Source organism: Streptomyces sp. NPDC056734 (assembly GCF_042790455.1).
Taxonomy (GTDB): Bacteria; Actinomycetota; Actinomycetes; order Streptomycetales; family Streptomycetaceae; genus Streptomyces.
On sequence record NZ_JBHTZD010000001.1, the window covers coordinates 479,507 to 498,113 of the forward strand.

19 protein-coding genes and 2 pseudogenes are annotated in these 18,607 nt (G+C 70.2%); 4 read left to right on the top strand and 17 right to left on the bottom strand.

The features are described from left to right. The first annotated feature begins 95 nt into the window (after positions 1-95). From ACFRFC_RS01870 to ACFRFC_RS01880, 3 genes are all read left to right on the top strand, one after another. On the top strand, positions 96-260 hold the full coding sequence (locus ACFRFC_RS01870) for a hypothetical protein (RefSeq protein ID WP_382680078.1): 165 nt from the start codon (positions 96-98) through the stop codon (positions 258-260). A 147-nt stretch (positions 261-407) separates the two neighbouring features. After that, entirely contained in the window at positions 408-1,025 is a 618-nt protein-coding gene (locus ACFRFC_RS01875; RefSeq protein ID WP_382680080.1) for a hypothetical protein, read from the top strand. Then, positions 1,025-1,336 (top strand): helix-turn-helix domain-containing protein, encoded by a 312-nt coding sequence (locus ACFRFC_RS01880; protein WP_382680173.1) that lies wholly within the window; start codon positions 1,025-1,027, stop codon positions 1,334-1,336. Before ACFRFC_RS01875 ends, ACFRFC_RS01880 begins: the two co-directional genes overlap by 1 nt. Before the next feature lie 380 nt (positions 1,337-1,716). On the opposite strand, the gene ACFRFC_RS01885 is transcribed toward ACFRFC_RS01880, so the two are convergent. Further along, positions 1,717-2,499, bottom strand: a complete 783-nt coding sequence (locus ACFRFC_RS01885; RefSeq protein WP_382680082.1) for a hypothetical protein — start codon at positions 2,497-2,499, stop codon at positions 1,717-1,719. A gap of 106 nt (positions 2,500-2,605) precedes the next feature. After that, positions 2,606-5,755: a CHAT domain-containing protein gene (locus ACFRFC_RS01890; protein ID WP_382680084.1), complete on the bottom strand. Its 3,150-nt coding sequence runs from the start codon at positions 5,753-5,755 to the stop codon at positions 2,606-2,608. 79 nt (positions 5,756-5,834) lie between these two features. Between ACFRFC_RS01890 and ACFRFC_RS01895 the strand changes: the two genes are divergently transcribed. After that, the gene (locus ACFRFC_RS01895) at positions 5,835-6,284 is read left to right on the top strand and encodes a hypothetical protein (protein ID WP_382680086.1); all 450 of its coding nucleotides are present in this window, start codon (positions 5,835-5,837) and stop codon (positions 6,282-6,284) included. Between the two features lie 133 nt (positions 6,285-6,417). On the opposite strand, the gene ACFRFC_RS01900 is transcribed toward ACFRFC_RS01895, so the two are convergent. The 15 genes and pseudogenes from ACFRFC_RS01900 to ACFRFC_RS01970 all read right to left on the bottom strand — a co-directional run bounded on the left by ACFRFC_RS01900 (position 6,418) and on the right by ACFRFC_RS01970 (position 18,309). Then, complete coding sequence (locus ACFRFC_RS01900; protein ID WP_382680088.1) at positions 6,418-7,815, bottom strand: IS701 family transposase; 1,398 nt, start codon at positions 7,813-7,815, stop codon at positions 6,418-6,420. A 250-nt stretch (positions 7,816-8,065) separates the two neighbouring features. Then, positions 8,066-8,752, bottom strand: coding sequence for a DUF2637 domain-containing protein (locus tag ACFRFC_RS01905; protein WP_382680090.1), 687 nt, complete (start codon positions 8,750-8,752; stop codon positions 8,066-8,068). Between the two features lie 196 nt (positions 8,753-8,948). Continuing rightward, positions 8,949-12,794 carry a LysM peptidoglycan-binding domain-containing protein gene (locus ACFRFC_RS01910; RefSeq protein ID WP_382680092.1) on the bottom strand — a complete coding sequence of 1,282 codons (3,846 nt, stop codon included), beginning with the start codon at positions 12,792-12,794 and terminating at the stop codon, positions 8,949-8,951. Between the two features lie 5 nt (positions 12,795-12,799). Then, positions 12,800-13,237 carry a TadE/TadG family type IV pilus assembly protein gene (locus ACFRFC_RS01915; protein ID WP_382680094.1) on the bottom strand — a complete coding sequence of 146 codons (438 nt, stop codon included), beginning with the start codon at positions 13,235-13,237 and terminating at the stop codon, positions 12,800-12,802. Between the two features lie 14 nt (positions 13,238-13,251). After that, positions 13,252-13,425: a hypothetical protein gene (locus tag ACFRFC_RS01920; RefSeq protein ID WP_382680096.1), complete on the bottom strand. Its 174-nt coding sequence runs from the start codon at positions 13,423-13,425 to the stop codon at positions 13,252-13,254. 47 nt (positions 13,426-13,472) lie between these two features. After that, positions 13,473-13,676 carry a TadE/TadG family type IV pilus assembly protein gene (locus ACFRFC_RS01925; RefSeq protein ID WP_382680098.1) on the bottom strand — a complete coding sequence of 68 codons (204 nt, stop codon included), beginning with the start codon at positions 13,674-13,676 and terminating at the stop codon, positions 13,473-13,475. Next, the gene (locus ACFRFC_RS01930) at positions 13,673-14,020 is read right to left on the bottom strand and encodes a TadE/TadG family type IV pilus assembly protein (protein WP_382680100.1); all 348 of its coding nucleotides are present in this window, start codon (positions 14,018-14,020) and stop codon (positions 13,673-13,675) included. The genes ACFRFC_RS01925 and ACFRFC_RS01930 overlap by 4 nt, the downstream gene beginning before the upstream one ends. Before the next feature lie 71 nt (positions 14,021-14,091). After that, on the bottom strand, positions 14,092-14,289 hold the full coding sequence (locus tag ACFRFC_RS01935; protein WP_382680102.1) for a hypothetical protein: 198 nt from the start codon (positions 14,287-14,289) through the stop codon (positions 14,092-14,094). Positions 14,290-14,315: 26 nt separating this feature from the next. Next, on the bottom strand, positions 14,316-15,152 hold the full coding sequence (locus tag ACFRFC_RS01940; RefSeq protein WP_382680104.1) for a hypothetical protein: 837 nt from the start codon (positions 15,150-15,152) through the stop codon (positions 14,316-14,318). Next, complete coding sequence (locus ACFRFC_RS01945; RefSeq protein WP_382680106.1) at positions 15,149-16,075, bottom strand: type II secretion system F family protein; 927 nt, start codon at positions 16,073-16,075, stop codon at positions 15,149-15,151. The genes ACFRFC_RS01940 and ACFRFC_RS01945 overlap by 4 nt, the downstream gene beginning before the upstream one ends. Further along, positions 16,075-16,917, bottom strand: a pseudogene (locus ACFRFC_RS01950) (ATPase, T2SS/T4P/T4SS family); the annotation flags it as partial. The pseudogene ACFRFC_RS01950 and the gene ACFRFC_RS01945, both read right to left, overlap by 1 nt. Before the next feature lie 27 nt (positions 16,918-16,944). Beyond that, positions 16,945-17,250 carry a hypothetical protein gene (locus tag ACFRFC_RS01955; RefSeq protein WP_382680108.1) on the bottom strand — a complete coding sequence of 102 codons (306 nt, stop codon included), beginning with the start codon at positions 17,248-17,250 and terminating at the stop codon, positions 16,945-16,947. Continuing rightward, on the bottom strand, positions 17,247-17,786 hold the full coding sequence (locus tag ACFRFC_RS01960) for an RNA polymerase sigma factor (protein WP_382680174.1): 540 nt from the start codon (positions 17,784-17,786) through the stop codon (positions 17,247-17,249). Before ACFRFC_RS01960 ends, ACFRFC_RS01955 begins: the two co-directional genes overlap by 4 nt. 15 nt (positions 17,787-17,801) lie before the next feature. Next, a pseudogene (locus ACFRFC_RS01965) lies at positions 17,802-18,080 on the bottom strand (WhiB family transcriptional regulator); the annotation flags it as partial. Then, positions 18,061-18,309 carry a hypothetical protein gene (locus ACFRFC_RS01970; protein WP_382680177.1) on the bottom strand — a complete coding sequence of 83 codons (249 nt, stop codon included), beginning with the start codon at positions 18,307-18,309 and terminating at the stop codon, positions 18,061-18,063. The gene ACFRFC_RS01970 and the pseudogene ACFRFC_RS01965, both read right to left, overlap by 20 nt. Positions 18,310-18,607: the final 298 nt, after the last annotated feature.

The following is an 18,607-nucleotide window of genomic DNA, read 5'->3' on the forward strand; positions in this document are numbered from 1 at the left end:
CTGGAGCATCTGACAACCGTACGCAAAACCCGAACGGCCGGAGGGAAAACCCTCCGGCCTGTTCCTCGCAGGTACAAGCTATAAACGTGGCCACGATGGCTCCGGAATCGGAAGCGGATGCCGAACCGGACTGGTACGCGCAGGCGGCCGCTCAGGTCCGCGGCCTGATCCGCCCCGCGCCGCCGGAGCACGCCGTGTCCGTACGACGAGCTTCGACTCCGGCGGGTGGCAGCGGGGCGCTGGCAGGGGTGGAGGTGTGATCCGTGCCGTACGCGCCGTCGCGCACCGGCCCGCTCGGCGGCCGCCGTTGACTGAGTGGGTGCGCGGGTTGCTGCTGGAGGGCGACACCGAACGCCGGTACGTGGGCCGGACGGCCGCCGATTCCGGCTACCGGCTACCGGCTGACGATGGCGTTGGCGGTCGCGGTATCCCAGCCTGGCCGGGAGTGGACCCTCGCGCAGTGGTGGGAGGCCCTGGTGCTGCGCCCGACGGCAGGCGGCGCCTGGGCGCGGTCCCTGCGCTCGCGCAAGGGAGAGCGGTACGCCGAGGGCATGCTCGACAAGGCCCGCGCGTTCGTGGGCACGTCGGACACGATCGAGTGCCGGGCCGATGCCATGGTGGCGATCGCCCGCCTGCGGGCCGCCGTGGAAGACGTCATGTGGCCAGGGCCAGCCGGCGGCACCGATCTCAAGAACCTCTCCGCGCGGCTGCAGTTGGCTGAACAGGCCGGTGGGCCTGAGCACGAGGTCTCGGTAGGGCAGTTGGCCGAACTGATGGGCTGCGCCCGCTCGACCGTGGAAGCGAGCAACGCCCGCCTGCGTGCGGCCCGGTGGCTGGTCGTAGTCGCGGCCGGCACGGGGGAGCACAGCTCGACCTGGACCCTGCGCATCCCCCCGACCGAGCCCGAAGACCACAGTCGTGTGCGTGCCCGGGACACCGTTCAGCCTCGGGGGAGAGGGGGCAGAGGGTGTCCCGGACGTGCGCACAGGCTGGGAGGAGCACCACCCTCGCGCTGGGCGCCGTGATGGGCAGCGGCGCCTGTCACCACTACGCCCACGGCACGTCCGGTGCCCGGATCCTCACCGCCCTCGACGTGCTCGACGGAGCCGACGTCGCGCACCTGGCCGCGGCGATCGGCCTGCACCGCACCACGGTGCGCCGCCGCGTGGACAAGCTCGTCGAAGACGGTCTCGCCGAGGAAGCCGACGGCCGGCTCTGCCTGCCCCGCCACCTGGCCGGCGACGAGGGCCTTCGCCTCGACCCCGACCAGCTCGAGCACGTTGCGCGCCCGCGGCACCGCCAGTCTGGGGGAACAGCGCCGAAAGCCGCACGGTGACCAGCGGCGCTTCTACCGGCAGTGGCTCACCGAACGCGCGCAGCACCCCGTCGAGCGTCGTCGGCCTGCTCGGCCGCGGCTGCGGCTGGTGCCCGAGGGCGTGGTCGACGAGACCACGGGCGAACTCCGCGACACCGCATGGCGAGGGTGGATCATCGACGACCCGTTCCGCCCGACCTGGCCCGATGACGGATCACCCGAGGCCGTGTGTGGATGGCCCGTCGCGGGTCCCCGCATGCGGCCCCGCGCCGCTCGATCGTGGTCGCGAGGCGGTTCGGCCCTCACCAGAGCCGACTGCCGACAACAGGAAGCCGGTTGAGGGACACCAGATCGGTCCCCTCCGTGAACCCAGGCGGCAGCACGGACCTCACCATGCCAGGTCAGCCGTCGAGGCCCCAGTCGCGGACGGCCTGGGCCAGTTCCGCCTTGGTCATGCCCGTAGCCTCCTGGAGTTGCCTGAGCCGCTGCTGCAGCGGAACGTGGGGGAGCTGACGTGAGACCGGTGAACCACTGTCCCGGTCGGCCTCCGGGAGAATGCCCGCCGGCCGTGCCATGGCCGTGGCGTCGTTCTCTGTGAGGGTGCGCAGAAGGGAGTGGGCCCGCTGGACCGTGTCGGCGGCGAGCCCGGCAAGGCTCCGCCCGGCGAAACCGCCAACGGCGGGGAGTACCGCCGTGGCCGACTGCTCGGGAGGGCTCATCACCGGCGGAAGGGACGGGCGGGCGGAGGGTTCCCCCTCGTCGAAGGCGATGTGCGCGAAGGTGACCGGCGGGAGCCGCAGGTGCCTTGACCCGTGGTGGTGGAGGCTGCGGTGGCCGAGGTCCTGGAGGCCGACGAAGAAGTCGACCGGGCTGCGGCCGCGGAGCAGGAGAAGGACGAGGGGCATCGCATCCAGACAGCGGGCGACCTGGATCAGGGCCGTGGCGGCGTGCTTGCACAGGGCGCTGCGGCTGGAGCAGCCGCACGAGGCGCGGCACTGGTCGAGGGCCGGCAGGAGGCGGATCCCGTTGCTGGCGCCCGCAACAACGATCTCCTGAAGGGCGCTCTCGGCAGGCAGGCACGCGAGCCGCCCGGCGAGATGGCGGGTGATCACGGTGAGGTCGCGCCACTGCCCGTGGTCCAGGACCGGGATGTGGACCGTCGGGTTGGGCTGGGGGACATACATACCCGGGGCCGGGGCGGGGCTGGTGTTCTCGGCCCTGTTCTCGTATAGCTACGGCCAGGTGGCGTGTAGCTATGAGTAACCATCTGGCAGCAGCTGCGCTCTCGGTCTACGGGCCGATGTGGACGTAGCTGGCCCATCTGGTCGGGAATTTTGGGTAGCGGGTCCGTAGTCCGACCGCTGTCGTGTGCAAGGCCTGTGCTGCCTGGTCCGCGTCCAGGTTGGGAGGCAGGTTGTCGTAGAACAGACGTGCTGTTTCCGTGGCTGTGCCGTCGGTTACGCGCCACAGGGTGCCGATGACGTGGCGGAAGCCCGCCGTGTGGAAGGCGGAGCCCAGGTGGATCACCTCGTCGGCCAGGACGGAGTCGGCCAGTACTGTCTCGCATGCTGACAAGTACGCCAGGTGGCCCTGGCCTGACCTCGCCGCGAGTACCTCGCCTGCGGTCAGTGGGCCGTCGAACAGGTGCAGAGCGCTGTCGACCGGCCAGGCCGGGTAGCTGCTTGCGTGGCAGGCGATGTGGGCCCAGTCGACATCACGGAACGCGGCCAGCACACCATCCCGGGAAGCAGCCGTGCCGGACAGATGACCGAAGGTCGGAAAGCGGTCTGCTAACCGGGCGGCCTCCGCTGCGGCGCCGGGTAGCGGTGGCAAGCCAGGGGCATCCGCGATAGTGACCACCTGACCGGTCAACGCCGCGTCCGGCGGGCGATGGGTCTGTGCCGCGCGCAGCGCCCTGATCGTCGGCGCGTACGACGACACCGCCTTGTCGACTGCGGCTGCGTGCAGTGGTAGTGCGGCGAGGAGGCCCGTTGGGATCCACCACACCCGCTCGTACGCCTCCAGGCGTTCGAACACCGGCCCTACGACGGCATCCCACAGCCAGGACAGCGTCTGTCGCAACGGTTCCTGCGCGTCGGCGGTCGCCTCCTCGTCGTCCGGGGACAACTCCGCGAACGGCAGCGTGGCGAGGAACCCCGCCGCCCGCTGCCGCACCTCCGCGTCCGACAGGTCCGGCAGCGGCACTTCGGTCACCCCGCCTTCGGTCAGCACTAGCGCGTCGCAGCCGAATCGGCTCACGTTGACTGTGATCACCGGGCCGCCGGCGGCCGCAGCAACCAGGTCCGAGAGACTGGGCGGTGCAAGGAAATCCGCGAAGCCCGGCACCACCCGGATCGCCGCGATGGCTCTGTCCCACTCCCGCGCGAGCCCGATCCGGCGGTCGGCCACGCTCGGGATGCCCGGCAACACAGGGGCGTGCGGGTCCACCTCCTCGGCCAGCCGGTCACCGGCATCGCGCAGTGCTTCTGCCAGCGCGGGCTCCGCCTCCGTCAGCCGGCCGAGATCGTGCTGTGCGTCCAGGACGTACCCGATCAACAGCCCACGCCCCTGCTCCAGCAGCTCCAGTGCCCGCGCGGGATCGCCGTTCCGGATCGCCGCCGCAGCCGCGTCCGTCGCCAGCCCGGCGAGCTGGGACAGCTGCCGCAGATGGTCGTCGTGGCTCAGGTGCCGCGCGGTGAGTCGGGGGAGCAGGCCGATCGCGAGGCCGTACGCGTCGTCGGCGACCTCCCAGCGCTCCGCCTGCGCGGCGAAGTGGCCTCGTGCCTTCGCCGCAACCAGTCGGAACAGCGTCGGCACCGTGTCCACCGCCGCCGCCCGCCCCAGACACGACAACGCCTCGTCCAGATCGCAGGTATCCCCGTGCCGACGAAAACGGTCGTGCAACGCGAACCCGAGCTCCGCCTCATGTGCGCCGCGGTGCAGGTCACGCAGGCCCGTGGTCAGCTCGCGCAGCCGATCGATGTGCTCGTCCGCGAACGCGCCCCCGGACGCCCGCGCCCGCGCGTGCAGCGCATCCACCAGATCGTGCAGTGCGGCCGTCCGCTCCTCCCCGGTCGACCCTTCGAGTCGCAACCGGGACCTCTCGATCACCGCGTCGACCTCGTCCAGAAACGTCGAATCAGTGAGGACACTCTCGTCGGCCAGTTCCGCCAGCTGGCTGTACGGCAGGTTGAAGAACGACCTCAGCATGCCGGCCTTTTCGCCACGGTTGTGGAGCATGCGCATCGCCAGCGCCATGGTGTTCGCCTGATGATCACCGACTGCCTCGGCACGACGCTGCAGCGCGGTCGCTGCAGCAGCGAATCCCGGTGCGTCCTCCAAGTTGTCCTGGTACCGGTCGACCGTGCCCATGTGCAGGGCGATGACCTCGTCCAGGTCGGACAGGTGCCCTGACACCCGGTAGCGCAACACAAGCAGCTCGCACAGCCCCTGCACACACACGTCCCGCGACGACTCCGTATCCGCGTGCCGGTACGCGACCCGGAAGGCCGCGATGCCTTCGTCCACGTCGGGCGAGCTGGGGGCGGACAGGGCACGCTGCAACAGCGCGTAGCCGAGGGCCCCGAAGTGCCCCACATCCACCTCTCCTGAGGCCTCCGTGTCCTGGGTGATCTCCCGCAGCGCTTCCACTGCGACATCGAGCGGGCCAGGGTCGCCCGTGCGGCGGTACTGCTCCACTGCCTGCCACGCGACCTCGTACCCCGAGGCGCGGGGTGCCAGCCGGTCGAGGGACTCCCGCACCACCGCCACGTCAACGTCGAGGTCCGTCCGCTCTCGGACCAGGTGCACCAGCTGGGCGAATATCTGGGCGCAGTGCGTCGCTGCCTGGCCCGGGCCGGGAAGTTTCTCCAGAACCTGCTGTGTGGCCGCGAGCGCCGTGGGCAGGTTCCGCTCATCGCCGTGGCTGTCTAACAGCCGGGTGACCGCCGACCCCAGGCTCGCCAGCACCTCTGGCAGCCTCACCCGTTCGGGTTCGGCGAGCAGGCCGCGCATCTCCGGTGACAGCAACATCTCCAGGCATTGGCGGAGCGCGTGTACCGCAGCCTCCGCGTCGCTCGCATGGCGGCCACCCTGCTCGAAGCGTCCGGAGTGCGCGTCGCCGAGCCATAGGAGGGTGGTGTACCGGCGCGCGATTCCGGGATTGGCCACGAGGAGCGCCGTGTAGCACTCGATCGCGTTGTCGATGTCGTCCGTCCGGCCCTCTGCGGGAGGCCGGTCGGCGTAGCGGGTCATGAACGCGAAACCGAGTCCGGCGAGAATGTCGAGATGGCCCTCGTCAGCCGACCGCACCTTCTCGCGTGCCTGACGGAACACGTCGATACTCTCGTCGAGTAGCGCCGGATCGCCGTCTGCCTGATACCGCGCGAAGAGCGCCGATCCGCGCTCGTAACGGCGCATTGCATGCGTCGACCAGCTCACGAGCTGCCCCCAGACGTTGAACGACGGACAGTCGCAACACCGTCCCACAGCGGATCGGCAAGCATGGCAGAATTTGTTCATGGAAGACGCCGAAACCGCTGAGGCCGTTGTCCCGCAACCCGGATCAGGCGGTGACCGGCTGTACGGGGAACTGCTGCTGGCCGCAGTGACCGGCTCGGTACTCGCGCCGTTCGTTCAGGCCATCGCCACCAAGCTTGGCGAGGACGTCCACGGTAAGGTCAAAGACCTCCTGGCACGCCGCTCCCGCGAGCTCGCCGAGCACGTACCGGGCGAGCCGCTCACTCTCGCCGACCCGCAGCGCGCGATCGTCATCCAGCTCCCCGCCAGCCTCACCACCACTGAAGCGGCTGGCCTCGCCGAGGTCCGCCTGCCGGAACGGGCACAAGCCAGCTGGGTGTACGTGCTATACGACCCGCGGAACGGGAGGTGGCGGGCCACCGTTGTCCCCCAGCCGCCCGCCAGCGCGATCGAGGTTATTCCGCCGGACGGAGACACCGCCACGCCGTAGGGGCGGGCTGTACGGGTAGTCGGCACGGGATGGCAGCTGCCCACGGCTGTCGCCGTGCACTACCGCCTTGGGAAACAGCAGAACAGTCTCAGGGGTAGCGCTAGCGGTGGTTTGTTAAACCGGGCGGTAGAGATCAAGTGGCTGTCCGCGGGCGAGGGTGTTGAGCAGGGCTCTCAGCTCTGTGGGTGGGGGCTTGGCGGTCCAGGCGGACCAGTAGCGTTGCAGCGTGTGCCAGGGCGTCAGCCAGCCACGAACAGCCCGGATCGCCTGGGGCCAGCAGGCCGTGCGGGGCAGGTGGGGTTCGGGAGAGCCCCCTCTCGGCAGGCGGTGGCGGCCCGGGGTCCTCGGCGGGGGCCAGCGGCGCGAACCAGGTGTCCCAGCAGAAGGAGAAGGCGCAGGTGACCAGGGTCTGGTGGCGGCGGATGGCGGTGTCGGAGCGGACCTGGAAGTCGGCCCACCCGAGTTCGTCCTTGACCTGTTTGTAGCTCTGCTCGATCCAGTGCCGAAGTCCGTAGATCCTTACGACTTCGGCGAGGTCGGCCGGGTGCTGTGGGCTGGTGGCGGCGCGCCGGCTGTCGGGGCGGGGCAGGTCGGTGGCCAGGTACCAGGTCGACTGCGAGGGCAGGGTCTGCGGGTCGGTGGTGGCCACTACGAGGCGGACGTTTCCGTCCGGTCCCCAGAATCCCAGTGACGCCTCGGCAGCCCACCAGGTGCTGGTGCGTCCGTCGCGGAACCTGCGTTCGACGGGGGTCCAGTCGCCGGGGTGTTCGGGATCGGTCCAGGTCAGGGCCTGTGCGGCAAGGCGCGGTGTGTAGGTGTCCTTGCCGTAGGACCAGGAGCCGTGGCTGGGTTTGACGGCGACCACGAACGGCAGTCCGGCCTCGCCCAGGTCCCGCAGGAAGCTGTGGTGGTCACCGTAGGCGGCATCGGCCGCCACCGCCCGGAACGCCACCCCGGCCTGCTTGGCCTTGCGGGTCAGTTCGCCGGCGATCTGCAGTTTGCTGCGGAACCCGGGGTCCTTCTTGCCGGTCGGGAAGTGGTGGGCCGGGGTGTACGGCACCGCGTGCAGCGGGTGGTAGAGCCGCTCGTCGGCCCAGCAGGTCGTCACCGTGACCACGCCGCGGTCGACCTTGCCGAGCGACCCGAGGTACTGCTTGCCCACGTGCGCGGTCGCGCCGCCGGCCTTGCGGTCCCCGGAGTCGTCGACCACCAGCACCCCGCCCGCATGCGGAGCCGTGGCCGGATCGGCCAGCAACAGATCGACGCGCCGCGCGTTGACCTTCTCCGGATCCCACCGGGACTCGGACAGAAAGAACTGCAGCCGTTGCACCGCCGGATGCTGGGCGCCGACCACCGGTTCCGTACCCGCCAGGCAGGTCAGGGTCTTGTTGCGGTCCCGCGGCAGCAGCAGGCCCGCGAGGTACTCGCGGAAGCCGCGCCGCTGGGCCAGATTGGTAAAGATGTCATCGAAACGGGCGGCATAGGCTTCCAGCGGGCCCGGAGCGGGCGGACACGGCACACGAGCTGTCATCGCAGCCCCCAACGGCGAGGTGAGGCTTCCCCTCTTCCTGAGTAGCGCGCAGCTGACCCGCAGTCAACAAACCACCGCTAGCACGCTCCGCGCCCGCGCGGGCCGCGCAGCACGCAGCCGCTGTGGTCGCGACGACCCGGACCGTGGAAGCGGCTTGACGACTCTTTGACGCTGGTCAAGGAGCCCGGAGCTCGAGGGGTTGTTGGACGCCGGAAAACCTGTCCTCTGCTGCCCTTGCTGAGCAGTACGCTCACGGACCATGACTCTCGCACGGCCGCCCTTCTCGGTTCGGATAGGCCACAACGAGCCTTACGACTACGCCCCCTACGACGGTGTTCCCCGCCACCTTGTCGGAGCACTGCAGCAGTGGGTGGCAGAGCACTTTTCGCGGGACGACGAGTACGCGATGGAGGCTTGCCTGCGGCTGCGAATGGCTCCGCTTCCTGGCCAGACTGCCTATGACGCGCTGGTCGGCGCAGACGGCATGGACCTGCTCGATGCCGTGGAGCAGGTTCATCGCCGCCGAGGCGCAGACGAACGCGAGCAGCAGGATCCGTGTGATCGCGCTGGACCGCAGTGTCAGGGCCTCGAAGAAGCGGATGAGGGAAAGGCTGAGGGCACCAGCGTCCAGGAGCAGCGCGAAGCCGGTCGCCGCGTCCCAGTCGCCGCCATTGTGTGCGTGGGCGTACTCGCGCTGTGCCCCGAAGGAGAGCCAGGCGGCGATGCCCGCGAGGACGAACATCATCAGACAGCCGATGCCGAGCGCGGTCACGGCGAGACGGCGCTGGAGGGCGAGCTCGGCGCGCTCCTCGGCGGTGGCGTTCTGCTCTGCGGCCCGGCGGCGGCTGCTCATGAGCAGGGCAACGGCCGTGACTGCCAGGGCTCCGATCCCTGCCGCGGCGAGGGCGGCGGGCAGTGCCCACGCGGGGCTGCTCATCTGCGGCCTCCTTCCGGGGCGGGGCCCACCGGGGTGGTGTGCCCGCCGGGCGGGACGGCGGCATGCTGCCGACGGCGGCTCATGTGCGCGTTCTCCTTCGCCGGATGGTCGGCCGAAGAGGCCCCTCGCTCTCTACAGGTACGATTAGGCGATGCGGTGTGACACCGCAGGCCGGTGAACTTCGGACGTGTCGTGGTCATGAGGCGGCGGACCCCAAAGTGGGCTGGTTCCTCTCGCCCTTGAGGAGCGTGCGCAGCAGCCCGACGGTCTCGGGCGAGGAATCGACGCCCTCCTCCGCGTTGATCCGGGCCAGTTGGGCGGCGGCGCGCTCCAGGCCCTCGCGGTCGCCCATCTCGTGGCAGATTGTGAAGAGGTCCCGGTAGAGCAGCTCGGACTGCGCGTCGACGAGCATGCCCTTGGTGACGGCGTGGGCCGTCGCGCGGTAGTCACGGACCAGGCGGCGGCGTTCGGCGAGCTCGTGAGCGACGTCCACGATCGCGCTGATCATCTCCTGGATGCTGGCCTCGGCCCAGATGTACTTGGACGGGTCGATGTCGGCGAAAGGGCGGCCACGTACGAGGGCCAGGGCGCGGGCGAGGGCGACATCGGCGTCCTGCCCGTCGTGGTGCATGCCCTGCTGGTACAGCTCCTTGAACCGGTCCCAGTCCGAGGTGACTGCGGGACCGAGCTGGTAGACGCCGTTCGTGACGTCAGGGAGGTACGCGCTGCGGGGGTCCTCGGCGGGCAGGTGGGGGTCCCGGCCCAGCCAGGAACGCAGGCGCGAGACCGCGGTGTTGCGGGTGCTGGCGGTCCTGCGCAGTCCGGGCCAGATCGCGTTGTCCAGATCCTGGCGGCCCAGGCCCGGGTGGAGCACGAGCCAGGCGGCGATCTCCATGAGGTGGTTGCGTCGGCCGTTGTTCACCCGGCCCTGCGCGCCCGTCAGCGCCACTGGGCCGAGGACCTGGACATGAGGGCCGGCGGGATCGGCGGGCGGGGTGGCCATTGCGGCCAGGACCGTGGACGTCGCGGCGCTGGTCCGGGGGACGATACGCGCCGCCGGTGCCGCTGCAGTTGCCGTGTTCTCGCCGCCCGTGGCCGGGCGCAGCCTGGTCTCCGCGCCTTTCTCTTCGCCGGACGGCGCCGGTATGGTTTCCGGAAGTTTTTCCGCGTCCGGGTCCCCGCCGAGCGCGGCTGCGGACAGGCCGGATCCTGCCTCGTCGTCCTCCGGCTGGAGTGGTGAATCGTGTTCTTCCTGTTCCGCCAGCACTTCGCCGAGGACCGTGTCGAAGTCTTCGTCCGGCTCGGGCACGACCCAGACCTCCGGGCCGAGGGTGGAGGCCGCCTCAGAGTCCTCGTCCGCAGGCTCGGGTTCGGCGTCCCACCCGGAGGGCTCGATCGACGTGGTGCCGTCGGTCTGTTCCTCGTACTCCTCGTCGGCGCCAGGTCCCGCAACTGCAGGGGACAGGCCGCTGACCTCGTCCTTGTCCTCCGCAGGGTCATCGTCGCTGACAGCCGGTCCGCCGTCGGACGAGAAGTCGCCTGAGAGGGCCGTGAAGCTCGGTACGGCGGTCGCTGGGCTGCTGCCTCCGGCAACCGTGGTGCTCACCAGGGGGGCCGCGGTGGTGTCCGGTGAGAGCGCGGAGGTCTCGGCGGGCGGGGCGGCGGGGCGGGGGCCGTTGGCGCCGGCCGGGCCGGTGTGCCCGGTCCACGCCGGTGGGGGGACGTCGTCGGTGCGACTGGAGGTGGCGATCAGCTGGACGAGCCGGTCGTAGGAGTCGGCGTCCAGGTGCTGGAGCCTGACCGCGAGGTTCAGGCCGGGCAGTTCGACGGTGGTGCCGGGCTGGGCGGGCAGGGTCCAGGCACCGGGCAGGTCGAGTTCACCGCCTGTGGCGGTGACGACCGCGACCGAGGTGCGGGGCCGGGAGGAGAGAAGGTCGGCGAGTTCGGCGGCCGCCGCGCCGGTGGGCGGGGCTGTGGCGATGAGGATGCGGGGGGTCCAGGTGTCGCCACCGTCCTGGCCGAGCCGGGCGGCCCGCAGGTGGTCGTGGCCGCCGTCGGTGAGGGCCTGGCGCTGGAAGGCGTCGTGCGCCTGGAGGTCGGTGGTGGCCGGTTCGAGGTCCGCGTGGTGCTCGATCTGGCCGGTGTAGAGGTGGTGCAGGTCGCTGCCGGCGCCGACGCGGACGGCCTGTGTGTCGGGCGCCAGTGGGGAGGAGGCCAGTTCGACGGCGAGGGCGAGCATGACCGCGCGGACGTCGGCCGGGCTGCCAGCCAGGCGCAGCAGGCCGATGGCCTCCAGGTTGACCAGGACCGCGTCGCCGTCTTCGGTCTCGCCCAGGCTCACCAGGGCCGGGTAGGGCACTGTGATGTCGGCGGCCTCGTCCTCGTCGAGGAGAGCCGTGCCGCGGGCTGGGCACGTCCACACCGTCGGGTTGTCCTCGTGCTCGGTGAACGGCGCAACGGGTGGGGTGACGGCGGCCAGGTGGAGCTCGGCCCCGCGCGTGGTGATCCGCATCGCCTCGACCTTGGGCAGAGGCCGGCCGGCCCGGCGGCAGTTGGCTGCCAGGGTGCGCAGGGCGCGGTCGGCGAGGTCGGCGCCGGTGATGTCGGACGCGACGCGCAACTGCTGCTCGAAGTCGGCTGTCGCCTCGGAGGGCATAGGGATGCGCCGCTTGGGGCGCCTGCGGCGCTGCTGGCGCGCGCGACGGGTCGCGACGACCGCGAGGACGGCTGCGGCCAGGATGCTTCCCGCTGAGGCGATCGTCCGCACGCTCTGGTCACCGCTGGCGGAGGCATCCGTGGTGTCGTGCGCCTCAGGTGCCTGGGTCGGTGTGCCGTGCTGCTGTCGGTCGGGTGCAGGGTTCTGTGCGGTGGGCAGCTGGGTCGGGGTGTCTGGCTGGGCAGTCTGCTGCCCTCCCTCCTGCCGGTCTGTGTCCGGGCCCTGGCCAGGGGGCTGGGTCTGCTCGCCACTCTCCCCGCTGCTGGCGCCTGGGCCCGGCCCGGCCTGGGCGGGCGGCTGCGTCTCATCGGCGCCGGGCCGCTCCTCGGCGTCGCCCGGGTCGGCGGGCTGCTCTTGCGGTGGCTGCGCCTCGTCCGGCTTCGAGTCGCTCCGGTCGCTGTCGTCGGGGCCGGACGTAGCGGGGATCTGCAGCTTCCAGCCGGGGTAGATCTCGTCGGGATCTCTGAGGGCGCGCCCGTCGTCCTGCTTCACGCCGTTGTTCGCCTCGACGATCCGGGGATAGGCGTCGGCGTCACCGAGCTCGTCCTGGGCGACACCGGTCAGTGTCTCGCCTGCGCGCACGGTGTGGATGGCGGTCGTGGAACCGGCGGTCTGTGGCTGGGCTCCGCCCTGGTCGGCGGACGGCGCGGGTGAGGCGTCGGCTGGCAGGCGCAGAGTCCAGCCCGGCTGCAGGACGGTGGTGTCAGCGGTCACGAGGGAGCCGTCAGGCTGGCGGACGCCCTCGTTGGCGTCGACGATGCGGTGCCACTCGATTCCGGCGCCCAGGCGCTTTTCCGCGATGTCCCAGAGGGTGTCGCCGTCCTGGACCTGGTGAAGGGGGCCGTCCCAGGCCGCGGAGGAAGCGGACGAGGTCTCGGTGGTGGCGGCCGGGGCGGAGTGGACGCCGGCCGCCGCGCTGGCCGTTGCCACGGTGGTGGGGGCGGCGCTGGCGGGCGTTGCTATCGCGGTGCCCGCCGGCAGCAGTATGAGGATGCCGCCGACGAGTGTGCCGGCGAGCTGCTGAGATCCCCCCAGCATATGGATCCGGGGAGCCCGGAGGTGGCGCAGGGCGGCGCCCGTCTCCAGGACGACCGAGACGACGAAGCTGAGCCAGCCATACCATCCGAGGAGAGTGAGGGCGCCGAGGAACAGCTGACCGGAGTCGGGTGTGGTGAGCGCGGCGGTGATCTCGTCGAGGCCGGGGACGTGGTCGGGCAGGACTCCGATGCCGAGCAGGACTGTAGGCACGGCAACGAGAAGCGCGATCAGGGATGCCAGGGCGAGGAGCGCACGGACGAGGGTGGCTGCGGAACTGCGGTTTCTCATGATCGTCACCCCTGGTAGATGAGATTGGCGCTTCCGTGACCGGTGACCGTGCCGCTCGCGGCGCCGAGGAACAGGGCGCGGTACGACTCGGTCACGGTCACCTCCAGGGATCCGCCGTCCTCGCTCACGCTCACCGTCCCGCTGACTCCCTCGCGGCTGAGGTAGGTCCGCGCGGCGGCGACGGCGGCGTTGCGGTCGACAGTGACGCCTCCGCCGGAGATCGCCTTGCCTGCGTCGATGGCCTGGCCGCCGGCCCGCGCGGCCTCTTGCGCGACGCCTTCCGCGTGGGTGAGGGCACGCAGTCTGCCGGCGCCGTCGTAGACGAGTGCTGCCACAAGGAACAGCGCCACGACGGTGACGAGAACGAACAGGCTCATCGAGCCGCGGTCGTCGCGCAGGGCGCGACGGAACCGGCGGGTGAGAGCGGAGCGGGCGGGTGTCATGCGTGGTGGTCCTGTCAGCCGCGCTGGCGGTAGGAGTCGATCGACGAGGTGAAGCTGCTGGTCAGAGTCTTGGAGCCGGGCAGTCCGGGCAGCCCGATGTCGGAGAGGCGGACCGTGCAGGTCACCGTGGCAGTGGTGGAGGCCGGCTCACCGATCGCGGCCGAGAACCCGCCAGTGGAGATGGACACGGTGGTGGAGGTGCACTCCAGTCCCTGCTGGTTCAGGGCGCTGCGCGCTATCTCAGCCCGGCGCTGCTGGCTGATCCGCCGCTGCGTTCCAGCGAGGCGGCGCGCGCGGCGGTGTCGACGGCGTTGCCGGCGGACCCGATCCGGCCGAACGCTACGACCAGCAGCAGCGCCAGGATGAGGACAGGAAACAGGATGACCGCCTCCAGCGACAGCGCGCCGCGGTCGTCCCCGAGCCTTCGGGTGATGGTCACTGGGCCTCCGTGACGCGCTCTGTGGCCGCGTCAGCGTGCTGGTCGATCTTGAGCTTCAGGCCGGGGATCATCGTGTCGACGTAGCCGGTGACCCGGATCCGCACCGTTGCCCCCTTGGCGCCGCTGACCGACAGCGCAGAGATGCTGCCGCCGGCCCGGGAGAGGAAATCGCGGGCCTCGGCAGTGCCGGTGTCGGCTGAGGCCCCGCGGACGCGGGCCGACTCAGCGCCCAGTTGGGCGGCCGACATCGCCACATTGCGGGCGTGCCACCACAGCCCGACATGCACGACCAGCAGGATCGTCAGGAGCACCAGGGGAAAGACGATCAGCATCTCCAGGGACATGGCTCCGCGGTCCCGCGCGTCACGATCGCCGAGCGCGCGGGACCAATGGCCGACAACCCTGCGAAGGCGCGTCACTTGATCTCATTCGCCTTCTCGTTGACCTTGGTGAGGATGACGGCGGCCGCGATAGCGGCGACGACCACGAGGCCCGCCACGATCACCATCGTCTCGATGGAGATCGAGCCACGGTCGTCGCGGGCGTTGCGCAGTCGGTCGATCCGGGCTCCGAAGTAGGCCTTCAGGAACGCGAGGCCGGTGTCGTTTCCCATTGTGGAAGTTCCTCTTCCCGTTGGGGTTAGCCGGCCACTATTCGCGAGAGCGCGGGGTAGCCGATGTAGACGGTCATGATCAGGACGAGCATCGCGACGGGCATCACCATCTTTTCGCTCGCCATGTTCGCCTGGGCTTTCGCAGAAGTGACAAGAGCGCCGGAGAGTGACCTGGCCTGGGCACCGAGCTCAGGGACATCGAGCTCGATGGACAGCCGCTTGAGGCCTTCCCACGGGCTGATGCCCTCGAGTTCGGCGCGGGTGATGGTGTCCCGGATCTTCGCGAAGACCCAGCCCTCGCCGACTTCGGCGGCCTTCTTCAGCGCCTGGGTCGGGGCCGCGTCCGCGGCACGCTCCAGCTGGACCAGCCGCAGGTAGGCCTTGACCGCGTACCGGAAGTCCTCCTTCGCCTCCACCGCCTCCTGCTTGAGCTGTAGATCGGGCAGGAGCCAGAAGACGAGCGCGAGGCCGAGACCGGCGATCGCGGGCATCGCGAACGGCAGCGGGAATCCGGCCAGGCTCGCGACGCTCACCGCTAGGACGGGCAGCAGCAGCCCGTACAGGGCGAGCGCGAGTTTGCGGCCCAGGTGGGCGGCGGGGGAGCGGCCGACGAGTTCCAGCTGCTGCCGGGGCAGGCGCAGGGTCCCTTCCCCGGCGGTGCGCAGCAGGAGCGTGCCAGCCTTCTCCATCAGGGTGCGGGGCGTGCTGTCCCTGTTGCGGTCCAGGTTCTCCAGCCGGGTGGCGTCCATCCGGGACAGGACGTCGCCGAGATCGGGCCGGCCGGGGAGGATGCCGCGGGCGGCGATCACCAGGCCGAGGCCGGCGAGGGCGCCGCCGATGACGGCGTAAGGGGAGAAGATCACGAAGTTTCCTCGGTGGTCTGGCCGCCGGAGCGGTCGGCCGGCGAAAGGAACCGGGGCGCGGGCTCCATGATCGCCATGCGGCGCATCCAGACCTTGACCATGACGAACGCGACGGCGACGAAGACGAGGACGACCTGCCCGGTGAAGGTGTTGTAGGGCTCGACGTAGGTGCCGGAGAACGCGGTGATGCCAAAGATCGCCAGGCAGAAGATGGTCACCCAGCGGTCGTTCGTGCGGGGCTTTTGCCGGTCGGCTTCGACCTCGCGGCGCGCGAGGACCTCGTGCTGGAGGGCGTCAGCGAGCTCGCGCAGGGCCTTGCTCAGGCCGCTGCCGCGGTCCTCGACGTGCAGGATCAGAAGGGCGGCGACCTCGTCGACCATGGCGTCGTTGAGGTCGTCGGCGAAGGCCCGGTACGCGTCCTGGGGCACCCAGCCGGACTGCTGGCGCGAGACGAGCAGCCGGACATCCTCCTGGATCACCTTCGGGACGGTCTCCAGACTGCGCTGGATGGTGGCCTCCAGGCTCACGCCGACCGTGTGGATGTCGGACATGCGCCGCACCCACTCCTCGATTGCTTCGAGCTTGTCGATCTGTGTCCTGCCGCTGCCGGAGGTGTTCAGCAGCCAGGGCAGACCGAGGACGACGGCGAGGGCGATCAGCCCGCCGGTCAGCCAGCCGGTGAACAGCCACACACCCAGGCCCACCACAGCGGCGCCGACGACGCGGGCTTGGCCGCGTGCCCACCAGGAGGCGGGCGTACGGACGTCCTTGACGAACAGGGCGCGGACCTTGCGCTCCAGGCGGCTGTGGCGGCGCACGGCGGCCGAGGGCGCCCAGCCGACGCTTCCCGCCGCGGCCAGGGCGAGGCCGCTGGCGGAGAGAAGTCCGCCGAGCGCAGCGATCAGGGAGTTGAGGGTGAGCATCACAGCGGCATCACCGTCTCCAGCCGCGCGCCCCAGCTGCCCCAGGGCCGCTGCAGGACGGTGCGGTCCAGCCCGGCCCGCACGAGGTACTCCAGGCAGGTCTGGGAGATGTTCCCATGCGGAACGGCCCGCGGTTCGCGGTGTCCGTCCTGCTCGCGCGGGGCGTAGACCATCTGGTAGGAGGGGCGGCCGCCCTCGCCGATGCCGGTGATCTCCATGACGTGCGACACGAAGCGGTGCTTGCGGCCGGGCGTGCCGTCCGGGCTGACAAGTTCGCTCTCGTCGACCAGACGCACGTAGACGACGAAGTCGACGGCCTGGGCGATGAGCCGGTAGGCCAAGGCCTCGGTCATGCCGATGCCGGCCTCCAGACACAGGGTGGCCAGACGCTCGATCGACAGCTGGGGGCTGCGGGCGTGGAGGGTGGCCATCGACCCGCCCTCGCCCTCGTTCATCGCGTGCAGCATCGGCACGACTTCCCTGGAGCGGACCTCGCCGACGATGACGCGCCGCAGCGACATGCGCAGCAGCTGCGGGAAGAGGTCGGACAGGGTCAGTTCGCCCTGAAGGCGTCCGTCCGGACCGCGCTTGCCGTTGGACTCGCGTCCCTCGTAGGCGACGACCTCTGGGCCCTCGGGGTCCTCGTGGAGGTGGAGTTCGTACTCCGATTCCAGGGTGCCCACGCGTTCGGTGCGCGGGATCTCCCGGGCCATGGCCCGCAGCAGGGACGTCTTTCCCACGCCCTGGGAGCCGACCACGACGACGTTCTTGCGGCCTTTGACTGCGGCCCGCAGGAAGTGCGCGAGCGACGTGTCGATCGTGCCCCAGCGCACCAGGTCGTCGAGGGCCTGTCGGTTGTGCTTGTGTGCTTACTCGTCGCTGGTGCTGCCGGTCTGCGGATCAAGATCGATTGCGTGCAGGGCCAGGATGAGGTGGCTTTCGACGTCCGTGGTGGCATCGAGTGTTGCCTGCAGTTCCTGCCGGCCACGGTCGAGGAAGGCGTCGATTGAGGTTGTGACGGGAGGCGCGGGTGGGAGAGTGGCGGCATACAAGGCGGCTGTCAGCCTGCTGTCGACATCCGTGGTCGCGTCCAACGCGTTGGCCAGGCGCTGCATGGCGGAGGCCAGCACGTCATCTACCGGCTGGGCGGCACTGCGCCTGGGGGAGCTGCTCACAGTGTGCCTCCTTGGTCCTCTTGTTCCTGGAGCATGCGCTCAAGGTTGTGACGTGCCCGGCGCAGGTTCTGGCGGACGTTGGCACCGGGGACTCCCAGTGCCTCGGCGGTCTGTGCGGGCGTGGCTCCGTCGATTTCGAAGGCCATCACCGTGCGCTGCAGGACGGGGAGTCGCCGCAACAGCTGCACGAGGTCGACCTGTTCGGCGATATCGCCGCATGGGTCCAGCACGCCCGCTTCGGGCAGGTCGGCCGGATCCGAGGTCCAGGTATTCTCCCTGGACTTGGCCTTGAGCCACATGCGCCAGGCGGTGGTCCGCAGCCAGGCCTCGGGGTGTGTCACTGACTCCCATGCCCGGGCCAGTTGCACGAAGGCGCTCTGCACGGCGTCCTCAGCGTCGTGCCGGCCCGCACCGGCGGCGATTAGGAACGCGACGGTCGGTACGAAGCGGAACCGGAAGAGAGCTCCGTACTGCTGTTCGTGTTCCGTTGACAGGCCCTGCTGCTCCTTGGGCTGCCTGGGCCGTTCTTCGACCAGAAGCCCGGTGCTGTCCCGCTCGTACTCGGTACGTGCGCTCTGCAGTAGCGCGCGCCAGGACGCGACGGCGGGCCGTCTGCGAAGCAGGGCACGCCGTTCTCGTTCGGTCATGCCGCCCCACACGCCGAATTCGACCCGGTTGTCGAGTGCGTCGGCGAGACACTCAGTTCTCACGGGGCAGCCGGTGCAAACCGCCTTGGACCGGTCCTGTGCCGTTGACTGCACGAACAACTCGTCCGGATCAGTGGTACGGCAAGCTGCCTGCGCCGACCACTCAGTCACCCACGATGACACTGCCGCCCCCTTGCTTCTCAGCCGCCCGCGGTCCGCCGACTTCAATGGTGATCTTGTCGTGTTCGTCCATGACCCGGCTGCCACTGGGCAGTTCCCGGATTATCTCGCTGCGATGTCTGCTGCGGATGTGGGCCATGCTGGTACGGCCGTGCACCCGGATCCACATCCGCAGCACGCTTGTGAGGTATCCGGCCCCGGCGGCGAGGGCTGCAATCTCAAACTCCGGCATCGCTGGGGCTCTCCCGAATCGGTGAACGTGGTTTTGGCTTCTGAGGGTGAGTGCCTGCGAGGGGACCGTTGCGTGACCTCGATGCCAGAACTTCTTTGATTTTCCTCCTTCCGGCCGGGCAGAACAGGGCAGTTGGACATGCCCGGGCCGGGCAGCAGTGGCCGCGTCAGTTCATGCGGGAAGGATGCCCACCGCGGAGAGAAGCTCCTGCTGGGTGGTGTGAAGGGTGGTCCAGCGGGTGAGTTGCGCTCGGCCCACCGTTGGAGGGCGGGGGAGGGGTCCTGGCTGGTGTGGTGGT

Coding starts and splice junctions, on each gene's coding strand:
- ACFRFC_RS01935 (WP_382680102.1), bottom strand. CDS start 14,289: ATGGGAAACGACACCGGCCTCGCGTTCCTGAAGGCCTACTTCGGAGCC.
- ACFRFC_RS01905 (WP_382680090.1), bottom strand. CDS start 8,752: ATGAGCAGCCCCGCGTGGGCACTGCCCGCCGCCCTCGCCGCGGCAGGG.
- ACFRFC_RS01910 (WP_382680092.1), bottom strand. CDS start 12,794: ATGAGAAACCGCAGTTCCGCAGCCACCCTCGTCCGTGCGCTCCTCGCC.
- ACFRFC_RS01870 (WP_382680078.1), top strand. CDS start 96: ATGGCTCCGGAATCGGAAGCGGATGCCGAACCGGACTGGTACGCGCAG.
- ACFRFC_RS01915 (WP_382680094.1), bottom strand. CDS start 13,237: ATGACACCCGCCCGCTCCGCTCTCACCCGCCGGTTCCGTCGCGCCCTG.
- ACFRFC_RS01895 (WP_382680086.1), top strand. CDS start 5,835: ATGGAAGACGCCGAAACCGCTGAGGCCGTTGTCCCGCAACCCGGATCA.
- ACFRFC_RS01900 (WP_382680088.1), bottom strand. CDS start 7,815: ATGACAGCTCGTGTGCCGTGTCCGCCCGCTCCGGGCCCGCTGGAAGCC.
- ACFRFC_RS01970 (WP_382680177.1), bottom strand. CDS start 18,309: ATGCCGGAGTTTGAGATTGCAGCCCTCGCCGCCGGGGCCGGATACCTC.
- ACFRFC_RS01945 (WP_382680106.1), bottom strand. CDS start 16,075: ATGCTCACCCTCAACTCCCTGATCGCTGCGCTCGGCGGACTTCTCTCC.
- ACFRFC_RS01885 (WP_382680082.1), bottom strand. CDS start 2,499: ATGTATGTCCCCCAGCCCAACCCGACGGTCCACATCCCGGTCCTGGAC.
- ACFRFC_RS01880 (WP_382680173.1), top strand. CDS start 1,025: ATGGGCAGCGGCGCCTGTCACCACTACGCCCACGGCACGTCCGGTGCC.
- ACFRFC_RS01930 (WP_382680100.1), bottom strand. CDS start 14,020: ATGTCCCTGGAGATGCTGATCGTCTTTCCCCTGGTGCTCCTGACGATC.
- ACFRFC_RS01875 (WP_382680080.1), top strand. CDS start 408: ATGGCGTTGGCGGTCGCGGTATCCCAGCCTGGCCGGGAGTGGACCCTC.